The 14,359-nt window shown below is 67.4% G+C and carries 15 protein-coding genes and 1 riboswitch; of the genes, 10 read left to right on the top strand and 5 right to left on the bottom strand.

Features of this window, described 5'->3' with window-relative positions; all coding sequences use genetic code 11:
• Positions 1–8: 8 nt before the first annotated feature.
• A complete protein-coding gene (locus ACPCXD_RS04315; protein ID WP_006552940.1) occupies positions 9–1,298 on the bottom strand; it encodes an adenylosuccinate synthase in 1,290 nt (429 codons plus the stop codon).
• A 252-nt stretch (positions 1,299–1,550) separates the two neighbouring features.
• On the opposite strand from ACPCXD_RS04315, the gene ACPCXD_RS04310 reads away from it, so the two are divergent.
• Positions 1,551–2,204 carry a hypothetical protein gene (locus ACPCXD_RS04310; RefSeq protein WP_026061007.1) on the top strand — a complete coding sequence of 218 codons (654 nt, stop codon included), beginning with the start codon at positions 1,551–1,553 and terminating at the stop codon, positions 2,202–2,204.
• 21 nt (positions 2,205–2,225) lie between these two features.
• Here ACPCXD_RS04310 and ACPCXD_RS04305 read toward each other — a convergent pair whose 3' ends face one another.
• Positions 2,226–2,804, bottom strand: coding sequence for a TerD family protein (locus ACPCXD_RS04305; RefSeq protein WP_016691538.1), 579 nt, complete (start codon positions 2,802–2,804; stop codon positions 2,226–2,228).
• A gap of 189 nt (positions 2,805–2,993) precedes the next feature.
• Here ACPCXD_RS04305 and ACPCXD_RS04300 point away from each other — a divergent pair, with 189 nt between their 5' ends.
• From ACPCXD_RS04300 to ACPCXD_RS04260, 9 genes are all read left to right on the top strand, one after another.
• On the top strand, positions 2,994–4,064 hold the full coding sequence (locus tag ACPCXD_RS04300) for a glycosyltransferase family protein (protein WP_423658866.1): 1,071 nt from the start codon (positions 2,994–2,996) through the stop codon (positions 4,062–4,064).
• Positions 4,061–5,140, top strand: a complete 1,080-nt coding sequence (locus ACPCXD_RS04295) for a glycosyltransferase (protein WP_230823268.1) — start codon at positions 4,061–4,063, stop codon at positions 5,138–5,140. Before ACPCXD_RS04300 ends, ACPCXD_RS04295 begins: the two co-directional genes overlap by 4 nt.
• Positions 5,137–6,129, top strand: a complete 993-nt coding sequence (locus ACPCXD_RS04290; RefSeq protein WP_423658566.1) for a glycosyltransferase — start codon at positions 5,137–5,139, stop codon at positions 6,127–6,129. The genes ACPCXD_RS04295 and ACPCXD_RS04290 overlap by 4 nt, the downstream gene beginning before the upstream one ends.
• Positions 6,126–6,944 carry a glycosyltransferase family 2 protein gene (locus tag ACPCXD_RS04285; protein WP_423658564.1) on the top strand — a complete coding sequence of 273 codons (819 nt, stop codon included), beginning with the start codon at positions 6,126–6,128 and terminating at the stop codon, positions 6,942–6,944. The genes ACPCXD_RS04290 and ACPCXD_RS04285 overlap by 4 nt, the downstream gene beginning before the upstream one ends.
• Positions 6,945–6,962: 18 nt before the next feature.
• Positions 6,963–7,083, top strand: a riboswitch (cobalamin riboswitch).
• 40 nt (positions 7,084–7,123) lie between these two features.
• Positions 7,124–8,320 (top strand): ABC transporter substrate-binding protein, encoded by a 1,197-nt coding sequence (locus ACPCXD_RS04280; RefSeq protein ID WP_145692374.1) that lies wholly within the window; start codon positions 7,124–7,126, stop codon positions 8,318–8,320.
• Positions 8,317–9,420, top strand: coding sequence for a FecCD family ABC transporter permease (locus tag ACPCXD_RS04275; protein ID WP_145692373.1), 1,104 nt, complete (start codon positions 8,317–8,319; stop codon positions 9,418–9,420). The genes ACPCXD_RS04280 and ACPCXD_RS04275 overlap by 4 nt, the downstream gene beginning before the upstream one ends.
• Entirely contained in the window at positions 9,417–10,247 is an 831-nt protein-coding gene (locus ACPCXD_RS04270; protein ID WP_261379984.1) for an ABC transporter ATP-binding protein, read from the top strand. Before ACPCXD_RS04275 ends, ACPCXD_RS04270 begins: the two co-directional genes overlap by 4 nt.
• Positions 10,240–10,902, top strand: a complete 663-nt coding sequence (locus tag ACPCXD_RS04265; protein WP_423658561.1) for a (2Fe-2S)-binding protein — start codon at positions 10,240–10,242, stop codon at positions 10,900–10,902. Before ACPCXD_RS04270 ends, ACPCXD_RS04265 begins: the two co-directional genes overlap by 8 nt.
• Complete coding sequence (locus ACPCXD_RS04260; RefSeq protein ID WP_423658559.1) at positions 10,899–11,459, top strand: DUF7676 family protein; 561 nt, start codon at positions 10,899–10,901, stop codon at positions 11,457–11,459. Before ACPCXD_RS04265 ends, ACPCXD_RS04260 begins: the two co-directional genes overlap by 4 nt.
• A gap of 21 nt (positions 11,460–11,480) precedes the next feature.
• Here ACPCXD_RS04260 and ACPCXD_RS04255 read toward each other — a convergent pair whose 3' ends face one another.
• The 3 genes from ACPCXD_RS04255 to ACPCXD_RS04245 are packed head-to-tail and all read right to left on the bottom strand — an operon-like array spanning position 11,481 to position 14,310.
• Positions 11,481–12,254, bottom strand: a complete 774-nt coding sequence (locus tag ACPCXD_RS04255; RefSeq protein WP_145692370.1) for an ABC transporter ATP-binding protein — start codon at positions 12,252–12,254, stop codon at positions 11,481–11,483.
• Entirely contained in the window at positions 12,251–13,303 is a 1,053-nt protein-coding gene (locus ACPCXD_RS04250) for a FecCD family ABC transporter permease (RefSeq protein ID WP_423658557.1), read from the bottom strand. Before ACPCXD_RS04250 ends, ACPCXD_RS04255 begins: the two co-directional genes overlap by 4 nt.
• Entirely contained in the window at positions 13,303–14,310 is a 1,008-nt protein-coding gene (locus ACPCXD_RS04245; protein ID WP_423658864.1) for an ABC transporter substrate-binding protein, read from the bottom strand. The genes ACPCXD_RS04250 and ACPCXD_RS04245 overlap by 1 nt, the downstream gene beginning before the upstream one ends.
• Between the last annotated feature and the right edge of the window lie 49 nt (positions 14,311–14,359).

Genomic DNA, 14,359 nt, shown 5'->3' with positions numbered 1-14,359 from the left:
CGGTGGGATCAGCGGATGACGTCGCGGCGGACGATCGTCTCGTCGCGGCCCGGTCCGACACCGATGCAGGAGATGTAGGCGCCGGAGAGCTCCTCGAGACGCAGCACGTAGTTCTGCGCGTTCTTCGGCAGTTCCTCGAAGGTGCGGGCGTGGGTGATGTCCTCCCACCAGCCCGGCATCTCCTCGTAGATCGGCTTGGCGTGGTGCACGTCGGTCTGCGTCATCGGCATCTCGTCGATACGCACACCGTCGACCTCGTAGCCGACGCAGATCGGCACGGTGTCGAGACCCGACAGCACGTCGAGCTTGGTGAGGAAGTAGTCGGTGATGCCGTTGACGCGGGTCGCGTAGCGGGCGATGACGGCGTCGAACCATCCCGTGCGGCGGGCGCGACCGGTGGTGACACCGACCTCGCCACCCTGCTTTGCCAGGTAGGCGCCGTGGTCGTCGAACAGCTCGGTCGGGAACGGGCCGGAGCCGACGCGGGTGGTGTAGGCCTTGAGGATGCCCAGCACCGTCGAGATCTTCGCCGGGCCGATACCCGAACCGACAGCGGCGCCGCCGGCGGTGGGGTTGGACGACGTCACGTACGGATAGGTGCCGTGGTCGACGTCGAGCAGCGTGCCCTGCGATCCCTCGAGGAGGATCGTGTCGCCGCGCTCGAGCGCCTTGTTCAGTTCGAGGCGCGTGTCGGTGATGCGGTGCTTGAAACCCTCGGCCTGGGTGAGGACCTCGTCGACCACCTGCTGCGGGTCGAGCGCCTTGCGGTTGTAGATCTTGACGAGCACCTGGTTCTTGAATTCCAGTGCGGCCTCGACCTTCTGGGTGAGGATCTTCTCGTCGAGCACGTCGGCGACCCGCACGCCCACGCGGGCGATCTTGTCCTGGTAGCAGGGGCCGATACCGCGTCCGGTGGTGCCGATCTTCTTCTTGCCGAGGAAGCGCTCGGTGACCTTGTCGATGGCCACGTGGTACGGCATGATCAGGTGCGCATCGGCCGAGAGCAGCAGACGGGACGTGTCGACGTCGCGCTTCTCGAGGCCTTCGAGCTCGGTGAGCAGCACACCCGGATCCACCACGACACCGTTGCCGATGACGTTGTTGACGCCGGGCGTCAGGATGCCCGACGGGATCAGGTGCAGGGCGAACTTGTCGCCGTTGGGCAGCACGACCGTGTGACCGGCGTTGTTGCCGCCCTGGTAGCGCACGACCCACTGCAGACGTCCGCCGAGTAGATCGGTAGCTTTGCCCTTGCCCTCGTCGCCCCACTGGGCTCCGATCAGGACGATTGCCGGCATGTCGCGCTCTCCTCAGGCAGGTGTCTACGTGCGGGCGGTCTCGCCTGCAGGGTCCTGCCCAACCGGGCAGCAGCCGGGACCACAGTGTAGTCCACCCTCCGACGAGCGCGAATGACGGGACTGCAGAAGCGCCGGAGCTGCGCCGCGCGGCGGCGGGTCGCCACCGCCCTCCCCCACCGCCTTCCCATTAGAGTGGACGCAGCCGAGAGCCCGACGAACCCGACCCCTCGAGGAGACCCGTTGACCCCGGTAGTGCTCAGATGCGGTGACGTGCCATTGCCGTTGGCGCTGACCCCCGTGACCGCACTGTCTGCGCCTGCCCTCCCCGAGAAGGACGACTTCGAGGACGTCTTCGCCCACCTGGAGTCGGTGGAGGACCCTCGTCTGGTCGTCGTCGGCGACGACGCGGCCTTCGCCGCGACCGTCACCCGGCTGATGCGCACCGAACGTCTCGACCTGGAGATCGCGTACGTCCCGGAGAAGCGCACCCCAGCCACGGAGGCGTACGGGCTGCGGACGGGGTCGAAGGCCGCCACCGTCGCCCTGCAGGGGGTCGCGAAGCCGTTGCCGCTCATCCGCGACGACGCCGGTATCGCCCTCGTCGGCCGTGCGCTGCTGTGCGGGGAGAACGGCGACGCGCTCGTCGGGGAGGCCTACGTCGACGACACCCGCCTGTTCTCCGGCACGGTGCCCGGCATCCGCGTCGAACCCACACCGGCGATGCCGGGTCTACGGGCCGCGATCGACCGCCCGCGCTGGTTCGGCGGCTACAAGTGGCTGACGGGCCGGGCCATGCAGTTGGGTTCCCCCGCCGCGGTCGTCACCCGCGACGGGGTCGCGAACCCCCGGGCTCTCAAGCGGTCGACCTTCTACCGGCACGACAAGAAGTGGAAGCTCGTCCGCTGACCCTGTCTCACACCCGTCGGCTCAGCCGACGTTCACGCCGTAGTCCCGTGCGATGCCCGCCAGGCCCGAGGCGTAGCCCTGGCCGATGGCGCGGAACTTCCACTCGCCGCCGTGGCGGTACAGCTCACCGAAGACCATCGCGGTCTCGGTGGATGCATCCTCGGTGAGGTCGTAGCGGGCGAGTTCCCGGCCGTCGGCGCGGTCGACGACGCGGATGAACGCGTTGCGCACCTGGCCGAACGACTGGCCGCGCGCGTCGGCGTCGTGGATCGACACCGGAAAGACGATCGACTTGACCTCCGCGGGAACGGCGACGAGGTCGACGTTCACGCTCTCGTCGTCGCCCTCGCCCTCACCCGTGAGGTTGTCGCCGGTGTGCTCGACGGAGCCGTCCGGCGAGCGCAGGTTGTTGTAGAAGACGAAATGCTGGTCGGACAGGACCTTGCCGTTCTCGCCCGTCAGCAGTGCGCTGGCGTCGAGATCGAAGTCCGCGCCGGTCGTCGCGCGCACGTCCCAGCCGAGACCCACCGTCACCGCCGTCAGGTTCGGAGCCTCCTTCGACAGCGAAACGTTGCCGCCCTTGGCCAAGCTCACACCCATACCGAATCCTCTCGCTCGATGATCGTTACCTACCGCCACCCTAGTGAAGACCGGACGAGTCGGGCAGGGACGTGTGAAGGCCGTCCCGCAGGGGTAGTCGCAGTGCACCGGACGATGGCCGGGGACGGCGTTCCCGGCCATTCGGTATGTACGCCGGATGTCGCGTGAGTGAGAAGAGGGTCGGCTGTGGTGATTCGAGTCGCGTCGGTTCCTGCGTCGCACGTCTACGTGAGGCACCTCGCGTGCCCGGAGGGCGACGACGTGATCCGGTTGACGGATCCGGTTCCCGCCGACGGCCGCAAGGTGCCCGGCGGCTGGTGGCCACCGTTGATGCTCGAACCGGGCTGGGTGAGCGACCACCACGAGGAATTCGACGTCTTCCACATCCATTTCGGTTTCGACGCGATCGGTGCGGAGCAACTGCAGGACGTCGTCGCCGAACTCGCCGAGCACGACAAGCCTCTCGTGTACACGGTGCACGACCTGCGGAACCCGCACCATCCCACGCCCGGTGAACACCACAAGCAACTCGACGTGCTGATTCCGGCCGCGGACGAACTGATCACCCTCACGCCGGGCGCTGCCGAGCGGATCCGTCTGCGCTGGGGACGGGAGGCGACGGTCCTGCCGCACCCACACGTCGTCGAACAGCACTGGCTCGAACGACCGCGTCGCGACGAGAACCCGTTCGTCGTGGGTGTCCACGCGAAGAGCTTGCGAGCGAACATGGATCTGTTCCCGGTGCTCGACACGCTGGCCGAGACCGTGCAGTCCCTTCCGGAGGCGGTGTTGCAGATCGACGTGCACGACGAGATCTTCGATCCCGACAATGCGTACTGGTACAACCCGGACGCCGGTTCCCGCATCCTGCAGTACGGGGAGCACCCCCGGGTGGACGTGCGGGTGCATCCGTACTTCTCCGACGACGAACTGTGGCAGTACCTCTCGGATCTGTCGGTGTCGGTGCTGCCCTATCGTTTCGGAACCCATTCGGGTTGGCTGGAGGCGTGTTTCGACCTCGGCACCGCCGTGATCGCGCCGAGTTGCGGCTTCTACGGTGAGCAACGCCGGTGCGGTGTGTACACCTACGACGAGGACACCTTCGACGCCGACTCGATCGACCGGTGTGTGCGAGAACTCTACGAGAGCAGGGATCTTCCGCGAGCCGACTGGTCGCAACGTATGGACGAACGTCGCGCGCTGGCCCGCGCCCATCGCAACATCTACCTGCGTGCGATGAGCGGCCGGAGCGGATCATGACGCCGTTGCGCATCGCGCTCATCGCGTCGAACAGGTATCCGATCCGCCAGCCCTTCGCCGGCGGACTCGAAGCACACGTGTGGCATCTCGCCCACGCGCTCGGCAGGGACGGCCACGAGGTGACGCTCTTCGCCGCACCGGGATCCGATCCGGACCTTCCGGCCTCGTTCCTCGAGGTGCCGCCCTTCGAGGCCGGCGAACTCGCACGCAGCGATGTGTCGATGCCCCCTGCGAACGGCTTCCTCGGCGACCACCACGCCTACCTGTCGCTGATGCTCGATCTCGCCGGACCGTCCGCCGATGCCTTCGACGTCGTGCACAACCACAGCCTGCACTACCTGCCGATCGCGATGGCCCGCATGTTGCGCACCCCGTTGCTCTGCACGCTGCACACGCCGCCGACGCCGTGGCTCGAGTCGGCGATGGCGACTCCGGGTGGGTGTCCGGGCACGTTCGTCGCGGTCAGCCGGCACACCGCGACGGCCTGGGAACATGCCACGCCCGGCCCGGTGGCGGTCGTGCCCAACGGTGTGGACCTCGGAGCGTGGCCTGTCGGTTCGGGTGGTGAGGACCTGATCTGGTTCGGCCGCCTCGTACCGGAGAAGGGCGCGCATCTCGCGATCGAGGCCGCGCGCCGAGCCGGTTACCGGCTGCGGATCGCGGGCCCGATCAGCAACCGCAGGTACTTCGCGGAACACGTCGAACCGTTCCTCGGTCCCGACGTGATCTATCTCGGTCACCTCTCCCAGCCGGATCTCGCTGCCGCGGTGGGACGTTCGGCAGCAGCACTCATCACCCCGCAATGGGACGAACCGTACGGGCTCGTCGTCGCCGAGTCCCTCGCATGCGGGACACCCGTGGTGGCCTTCGCGCGCGGCGGCATCCCGGAGATCGTCGACGAGAGCAGCGGATGCCTGGTCGCGCCGGACGACATCGACGGCCTGGCCGCGGCGGTACCCCGCGCGGTCGGCCTGTCCCGTTCCTCCGCCCGGGCCCGCGCGGAGCAGCGCTGTTCGGAACGCACGATGGTCGATGCCTACGTCTCGCTGTATCGAGAACTCGCGGGAGCGGCATGATCGGCTACTACATCCATCACCACGGGCACGGACACCGCGCCCGTGCGAGCAGCATCTGCGCGCATCTGCGGACGCCGGTGACAGCATTGTCGTCGGTGCCGCTGGGCACCGCCGCCGACGCCTTCGACGACGTGGTGCTTCTCCCCCGCGACGACCTCGCCGTCGACACCGCGCAGGACCCGACGGCTCACGATGTCCTCCATTGGGTACCCACCCACGACGACGGTCTCCGCGAGCGCATGCACGCACTGGGATCGTGGATCGCCGCGACGCGCCCGAGCGTGCTGGTGGTGGACGTGTCGGTGGAGGTGACGCTCCTCGCCCGGTTGTACGGCATCCCTGTGGTGGTGCTCGCGATGCCGGGTGACCGCACCGACACCGCGCACACGTTGGCCTACAGCGTCGCCGACCATCTCGTCGCACCGTGGTCGCAGGAGGTCTACGACCCGCACTGGCTGCGCCGGTATCCAACCTCGTACGTCGGCGGCATCAGCCGTTTCGACGGTCGCCCGTCCCCCACCCCTGTGGCCGGCGAGAAGCCGAAGGTCCTCGTCATGAGCGGCAGCGGCGGGTCGTCGATCACCGTCGACGACCTGCACCGGTTCTCGTCGCGCTTTCCCCAATACGAATGGGAGGGTCTCGGTGTCGCGGGCGGCCCGTGGATCGACGATCCGTGGCCCGTCCTCACCGGCGCCGACGTCGTGATCGGGCACGCGGGCCAGAACACCGTCGCCGACATCGCGGCCGCCTCGCGACCGGCAGTCGTCATCGCCGAGCCCCGACCGTTCGACGAACAGCACTCCACCGCAACGGCTCTGGACAAGGCCGGACTCGCGGTGGGTCTCGACGGCTGGCCCGACCCGGACCGCTGGCCCGAACTGATCGAGCGAGCACGCGACCTCGACCCCGTCGAATGGAAACGCTGGCAGGTGGACGGTGCCGCGGGGCGCGCGGCGGCGATTGTGGACGAACTTGCGGAGAGGTCATGACGGTCTCGGTCGTCACCGTCGCCGCGGGTCGCGGCACGCATCTGCGACGGCAACTGGACGGCGTCGCACGCAGCACCCGGACACCCGACGAGCACATCGTCGTCGCAATGGGCGATCCGGAGGTCGCGGAGGTGGTCGCCGCTGCGGGATCGTCTGCGCGGGTGGTGGAGATGGACGTCGACTCCGCGAAACTGCCGGTCGGGGAGGCGCGGAATCTGGGTGCGCGGAGGGCGTCGTCGGATCTGCTCGTCTTCCTCGACGTCGACTGCATCCCCGCTCCCGACCTCATCGAACGGTATGCCGAGGCGGCCGGCCGGCACCCGGCTGCGCTGCTCAACGGTCCGGTCACCTATCTGTCCGAACCGGACACCGGCGGCTACGATCTCGACCGGTTGGTCGACTCGATCGATCCGCATCCGGCACGTCCCATCCCCTCCTCGGGTGAGATCGTGCTGGACGACAGGCACGAGTTGTTCTGGTCGCTGTCGTTCGCGGCCCGGTCGCTCGTGTGGGACCGCGTCGGCGGGTTCTGCACCGCCTACAGCGGATACGGCGGCGAGGACACCGATTTCGGGCAGAAGGCCGCCCGTGCCGGAGTCCCGATGGCCTGGGTCGGCGGCGCCCACGCCTTCCACCAGTACCACCCGGTGTCGAACCCGCCGGTCGAGCATCTCGACGATATCCTCACCAACGCCGCGCTGTTCCACCAACGTTGGGGCTGGTGGCCGATGCGGGGGTGGCTCGACGAGTTCGAGCGTCTCGGTCTCGCCGCTTTCGACACCCGGGAGCGGCGATGGGTACGCACTCGACCGTGAACTGGTATCACGGCGTGTGCTAATTTCGGCACCGTCATTACGACGACGCCAGAGGAAGCCGGTGCGATTCCGGCGCGGTCCCGCCACTGTGACCGGAGAGCGATCTCCGGGAGCCAGATACTCCCGTCGCCGTACCTCCTTGCCCGGGGCGGACTTCCCCGAGAGAGGGCGTAATCGCCATGCGTGTACGCGCAGCCTTCCCGAAGCTCCTGGTCGCGCTGACCTCGGCGAGTCTTCTGCTCGCCGGGTGTTCGACGACCGCATCCGATACCGAGAACGACGCCTCGGACGGGTGTATCACCGACTTCGACCCCTCGGTCGACTATTTCCCCGACAAGTCCGAGATCGTCGACGCCGAGAACTTCTCGATCACCTACGAGAAGAGCTACCAGGTTCTCACCGTGAACGAACCGTTCTCCGCGGCACCACCGGAGTCGTACGTGCTGGTCAAGTGCGGTGCACCTGCTCCGGAGCTGTCGGGCGAGCTGGCCGCGGCCCAGCAGATTCAGGTGCCGATCACGAGCTTGTATTCCGGTTCGACCACCCACCTGCCACTGGTGACCGAACTCGATGCGCTCGACGTTCTCAGCGGCGTCTCGAACGGCTCCTATGTCTCCGACCCCGCCGTGATCGAACGCATCGAATCGGGCGCCGTCGCCGAGTATGCCGCGGGCGGCAACATCGACACCGAAGCCGTGGTGCTCGCTGCACCCGACGTTCTCATGACCGGCGGCACCGACGATCCCGCCTACGCCCAGCTGCGGGAGGCCGGAATCGGCGTGGTCGCCAATGCCGAGTGGCTCGAGGCATCTCCGCTGGGACGCGCAGAGTGGATCAAGGTGATGGCCGCGCTGACCGGCAAGGAGAAAGAGGCGGCACAGGTCTACGGCGATATCCGGAACCGTTATCTCGATGTGGCGGCGAAAGCCTCCGACGTGGAACCGGCTCCCGTTCTGCTGGGTGGGATGGCACAGGGCACGTGGTACATGTCCTCCGGCGGCAGCTTCATGGGCCGGTTGTTCAGCGACGCCGGTGCGCAGTGGCCGTGGCAGGACGTGACCACCGCCGGCTCGCTTCCCCTCGACTTCGAGGCTGTGGTCGCCGAAGCATCCGATGCGCCGACCTGGCTCGTGGTGAACAACTGGACGTCGATCGGTGACGCACTCGCCGACGACGAACGGTACCGCTCGCTGGCCGCTGTCGGCACCGGCCGGGTATGGAACGCGAACAAGGCTCTCGGCCCCAACGGGGGCAACGACTTCTACGAGCGGGGCGTCTTGCGACCCGATCTGATCCTCTCGGACCTCGTGGCAATTCTGCATCCCGACCTGTTGCCCGACCACGAGTTCACGTTCTACCAGCAGCTACCGGCATGACCGCCGTGCTCGGGGCGTCCCCTGCCGCGACCGAGTCCGCGCCCGATTCGCCGCCGGGGACCGGACGGGTCTCGCTCGTGTTCACGGCGCTGATCGTGGGACTGGCGGCGGCAACGATTCTGTCGGTGACACTGGGTTCGGTGACGGTGCCGCTCGGCGAGACCCTCCGGGTCCTGTTCGGCCAGGAAGCATCGGATCCGCGCTGGAGCATGGTGGTTCGTGACCTGCGGCTACCGCGAACGATCACCGCGATCGCGGTCGGGGCGGCGCTGGGGATCGCGGGTCTGCAGATGCAGACGCTGTTCCGGAACGCTCTGGCGGACCCGTTCATCCTCGGTGCCAGTTCCGGCGCGAGTCTCGGCGTGGCGATCGTCGTGGTGATCGGCGGCGGCGGAGCGAGTGGCTTCACCGCAGGCCTGGCGGGTCTCGGGCGTGCGGGTGTGGTGCTCGCCGCGGCGCTGGGGGCGGCTGCGGTTCTCCTGCTGATCGTATTGCTGTCGCGGTGGGTGCGGTCGGCCGTGACCCTGTTGCTCATCGGAGTGATGCTCGGATCGGCGACCACAGCCGTCGTCTCGGTACTGCTGGTGTATTCGGACCCGCAGCGCAGCCAGCAGTTCCTGGTGTGGGGACTCGGGAGCTTCACGGCCACGACGTGGTCGGATCTGAAGTTGCTCGTCCCTGTCGTGCTCGGCGGGATCGCCGTCGCACTGCTCACCGTGCGCGCGCTCAATGCGCTGCTGCTCGGTGAGGGCTACGCCCGGTCCATGGGCATCGATATTCGCGTCGTCCGCCTCACCACCGTGGTGTCGGCCGCTCTCCTGGCCGGGGCCACCACCGCGTTCTGCGGCCCGATCGGATTTCTCGGATTGATCGTCCCGCATCTGGCCCGCATGGCCTTCGGCACCTCGGACCATCGCATACTGCTTCCCGGTGTCGCGTTGCTCGGAGCCGTACTCGCCCTCGTCTGCGGGATCGTGAGCCAGATGCCCGGTACCGACACGGTGTTCCCCCTCAACGCCGTCACCGCCATCGTCGGCGCTCCCGTCGTGATCGCCGTTCTCATCCGCAGCCGACGCGGAGCACTGGGAGCAGCACTGTGACCCCGAATAGCACTGTGACCCCGGGTGTGGAACTGCACGACCTCACGATCGGTTACACCCGGCGTCGGGCACTGCGACGCGGAACGGTCACCGAGGTGGCGTCCGGTCTCTCGGCAGTGGCCCGACGCGGCGAACTCACCGCCCTCGTCGGGCCGAACGGTGCAGGAAAGTCGACGTTGCTCCGGACGTTGTGCGGCCTGCAACCGGCGCTGCGCGGTCGGGTGCTCATCGACGGTGAGGACGTGGCGACGGTGAAGCCCGCCGACCTCGCCACCCGCATCTCGGTGGTGCTCACCGAGCGCATCGACCCCGGCCTGCTCACGGTGCGCGAACTGGTCGCGCTCGGCCGCACACCCCACCTGCCCGCCAGTGCACGGCTGTCCCCCGAAGATCTGGCCGCGGTGGACCAGGCGCTCGAGGCGGTCGGCGCGACCCGCCTCGCATCCCGGCAGTTCTCCGAACTGTCCGACGGTCAACGGCAACGTTCTCTCACCGCCCGTGCCCTGGCTCAGGATCCGTCGCTGCTCGTCCTGGACGAACCCACGTCCTTCCTCGACGTTCCGTCGCGGGTCGAACTGGTGGACGTCCTCGGTCGTCTCGCTCGTGAACAGAACCTGGCGGTGGTGATGTCCACGCACGAACTCGAACTCGCCTTGCGCGTAGCCGACAGGATGTGGCTGCTGGGCACCGACCGGACCTTGACGTGCGATACGCCGGCGGCGCTGGCCGAGTCCGGACGGATCGGGGCGGCATTCGATCGGGGGCGGATGCGGTTCGATTCGCGCACGATGGTGTTCGATCTGAAACCGGAGGACAGCAGTGTCTGACCCAGCAGTATCCGGCGCGCGCGGGGTGCTCGAGCGAATCACCGCGTGGAGCCCGTACTTCCGTGTCGGTACCGGACCGGTGGACGCGGGCTGGCGCCCGACCTCCGAACTACGAGATGCCGCGACTCGCGATGCGCTGGTCCGTGCGATGTCGGAACGCATGAACACCGCAGAGCCGCGGGTCGCGGCGTCGACATTGTTCTTCGGTTTCGTCGCGCGACTGTGGTCGGTCGCGGTCGGCACCGTAACCACCTCCGGTCGCTGCGTTCGGCTCGACCCCGACAAGTTGCTGTGGCGCGACGATTCCGGTCTGCAGTTGCACATCGTCACCCCCGAATTCGGAAGCGACCCTGCAACGGAAGTGCTCGACACCCAGATCGAACCGCTGATCGACGCGTGGCGTGATGTTGTGGCGCCGGGCGCTCTGTGGGGCAACACCGCCTCCGCACTGATCGGTGCCCGACGAGTCATCGGCGACGAAGCCCGGCCGCTCGTCGACGCACTGCTGCAGGATCCGCGACTCGTTCACACCATCGACCGATCCACCGGTCGCCGGCGCAGTTGCTGCTTGTACTACCGGACACCGTCCGGCGGTGTGTGCAGCGACTGCGTCTTCCCCGCGCCACCCCGACACATACCGAAGGAGATTCCGTGACCGTCGTGTTCGATCCCGAGATCATCACCACCGAGGACGGTGGGCGTGAACAGCGCTGGCCGTTGCCCACCGACGAGGACAGCCTGCTGCGGCTGGTGACGTTGCTGTTCGAAAACTATTGGGACGACATGTGGTTCGGCCTGCTCATCGAGGGCTCGGCACTGGAGGTCGCGGCTCCGAACTCGCCGAGGAAGATCGGGATGTACGACGGGTACGTCACCGTCGATTTCGGCCGGTGGCATTTCCATCTGTGCATCGGCGAACACACCGCGAGCGGTCCCGAACTGGGCCGGATCCGCCGCTGTGGCCGAGCAGAGCTGTATCGCAGGATCGGCAAGGACGACACCGTCACCTCCTGGGGTCTGCGCATGTTCAACGGGCGGGACGAGCAGATGCTCACGATCATGCTGCCCACCCCGTTCCTCACCAACACCCAGCAGCTGACCGATGAACCGGTCTGGGAACACCTCGAGGCGTGGGACCGCATCCGCGCGGAGTTTCTGGGGCTGGAACCGGATCCACGGGACCGCACCGGCAAGGGCTTCCGTCACTCGTGACCATTTCGCACGGCAATCCTGCTACGTGTAGGACGAGGCGCGAATCCGGTGGTAACGGATGACGGGTGTCTCCCCTTCGTAGGAGACCGCGGCACGCACACCGTAGACCTGTCGGATCATCTGTTCCGTCAGTGCTTCGGCCGGAGCTCCGTGAGCGACGACCCGCCCTTTCTCGAGAACGATCACGCGGTCGCAGAACATCGCCGCGAGATTGAGATCGTGCAGGGCAACGTAACTCGTCACCGGCAACGCTACGACCCGTTCGAGGATGTCGAGCTGGTGTTGGATGTCGAGGTGATTGGTCGGCTCGTCGAGCAGGAGTTCTTCCGGCTCTTGGGCCAGCGCCCGCGCGATCTGTGCGCGCTGACGTTCACCACCCGACATCGCTCGCCACAACCGGTCGGCGTGTTCGGTCATCCCGGTCACCTCGAGCGCATGTGCGATCGCTGCGTCCCCGCCGTCGTCACGGCCGAGAACGTCGGCGTGCGGAATTCTTCCCAGCCGCACGACATCCCGTACCCGGATATCCACCTCGGTGTGGGCGTGCTGCCCGACCATCGCGACGCGGCAAGCCAGTGTTCGACGGCCGAGGCTGTGGATATCGGTGCCATCGAGCGTCACCGCACCCGAGTCCGGACGATCGACTCCGGCCAGCAGGCGGAGCAACGACGACTTGCCCGAGCCGTTCGGTCCGAGAAGCCCGATCGTCTCTCCGGGTACAGGATCGATCGTCACGTCGTCGACGACGAGATGTCCGCCGCGGCTCCACCGCAGCGACTTTGCGGACAGTGTCACGGAGTACTCCTCGTACGGAAGAGGATCAGCGCGAAGGCCGGCACGCCGATCAGTGCGGTCACCACACCGACGGGAACCTCTTGCGGCGCGAAGACGGTGCGGGCGACCGCATCGACCCACACCATGAAGACCGCCCCGACGACGGCGGTGACCGGCACGAGACGACTGTGCCGCGGGCCTACCAGGAAACGGGCCGCATGGGGCAGCACCAGCCCGACGAACCCGATCGCCCCTGCTGCACTGATCAGGACGGCGGTGATCAACGCCGTCACCATGAGGAACAGCAGACGGGTACGTCCGACCGCGATCCCGAGGGTCGCGGCGGTCGACGAACCGAATGTGAAGGCGTCCAGCGACGACGCCTTCACCAGGCACACCACGATTCCGGCGGTGCAGACCGCTCCGCAGAGCACGACGTCGGTCCACGTTGCTCCGCTCAGGGAACCGAGTAGCCAGAACAACACTCCCCGAGTGCGTTCCGCGTCGGCGGAGGAGATGACGATGAACGATGTCAGCGCCGAGAACAGTTGTGTTCCTGCCACTCCGGCCAGCACCACACGGGAGGTCCCGCCCCCTGCCCCGGTCGCCAGCAGCAGCACGAGTGCGAAGGAGACGAGTGCCCCGAGAAAGGCTCCGCCCGACAACGACACGGCACCCCCGCCGATGCCCAGCACTGCGATCATCACCGCGCCGGTCGAGGCGCCCGAGGAGATGCCGAGCACGAAGGGATCCGCCAACGGATTACGTAACAACGACTGCATGATCGCGCCACACACCGCGAGTCCGGCACCGCACACCGCCGCGAGCAAGGTGCGCGGGAGACGCAGTTCCCACACGATCCCTTCCCGGATCGCGGTGACGGAACTGTCGGCCAGGCCGAGACGGTCGAAGATCACCGCGTACACGTCGACGACGGACAACTCCGCCGGGCCGATCGTGACGGTCACCGCGATCGACAGTGCGAGAACGATCAGCCCCGCGACCACCACGACACCGGCCACCGGAGCCCGGCGCCCCTCCGAGGGTCGCCGGGCAGTGGACGTCACCATCAGCTGTCGAGATTCCACTCGCGCAGGGCGTCGGCGACCTTCTCGATCCCGTCGACCGTGCGGATGGACGGATTCAGGTCGGCACCGTTGACCACGATGTACCGCCGGTTCTGCACCGCACTCAGGCGCTGGGTGACCGGATTCGATTCCAGGAACTCGATCTTGCTGTCCAGAGCGTCGCCGGTGATACTGCGACGACTCAGATCGGCCATGACGAGCGCAGTCGGGTTGCGGTCGAGAATCGATTCCCAACTCACCTGGGGCCACTCGTTGGTGGTGTCGTCGAAGACGTTCTTCGCTCCGACCGAATCGGTGATGATTCCCGACGACCCGCAGCAACCCGCCACATAGGGCGTCTCGATGTCGGCGAACCAGTAGGCGAGCGACACGCCGGCCGCGTTCACCTGCCCCGACACGTTCTCATACCGCTGTTCGAGTTCGGCGACGAACTCCTCACCGCGCTCACGCACGTCGAAGATCGCGGCGAGGTCGCGGATCTCCTTGTACACCGCGCCCATGGTCAGCGGTTCGGTGCGGTTGCCGTCGGCGTTGACGCTGTTGTCGTCCTTGCCGTCGCAATCGGTGGGCGAGAGGTAGGCAGGCACCCCGAGTTGTTCGAACTGTGAAGGTTCGGCAACCCCACCGGCGCCGAGTGTGCCGCCGAAGGACGCCGAGACGAAATCCGGTTCCGTGTCGAGCACGACCTCGAAGGACGGCTTGTTGTCGGCCAGACGCGGAACCTTCGCGTTCTCGTCGGCGAGGTTCTCCCGAACGGGATCGGTCCAGGTCGCGGTGCCGACCATGCGGTCGGCGAGACCGAGCGACAGCAGGATCTCGGTGGACCCCTGATTCAGGGACACCGCCCGCTGTGGTGGCGCGTCGACGGTGAGCGTCCTGCCGCAGTTCTCGATGGTGAGCGGGTACGCCGACGCGGCTGTGTCCGGCTCGGGCGGAGTCGATTGTTCGTCGTTCGACGAGCATCCCGACACGGTCAGCGCCGCCGCCATCAATGCGACGCCGACGCGCACCACCGAATACCGCCTCGTACGGGCGGTG

The sequence above is a fragment of the Rhodococcus sp. AB351 genome (assembly GCF_049538275.1).
Taxonomy (GTDB): domain Bacteria; phylum Actinomycetota; class Actinomycetes; order Mycobacteriales; family Mycobacteriaceae; genus Rhodococcus.
This window is presented reverse-complemented; position numbering and strand designations above follow the sequence as displayed.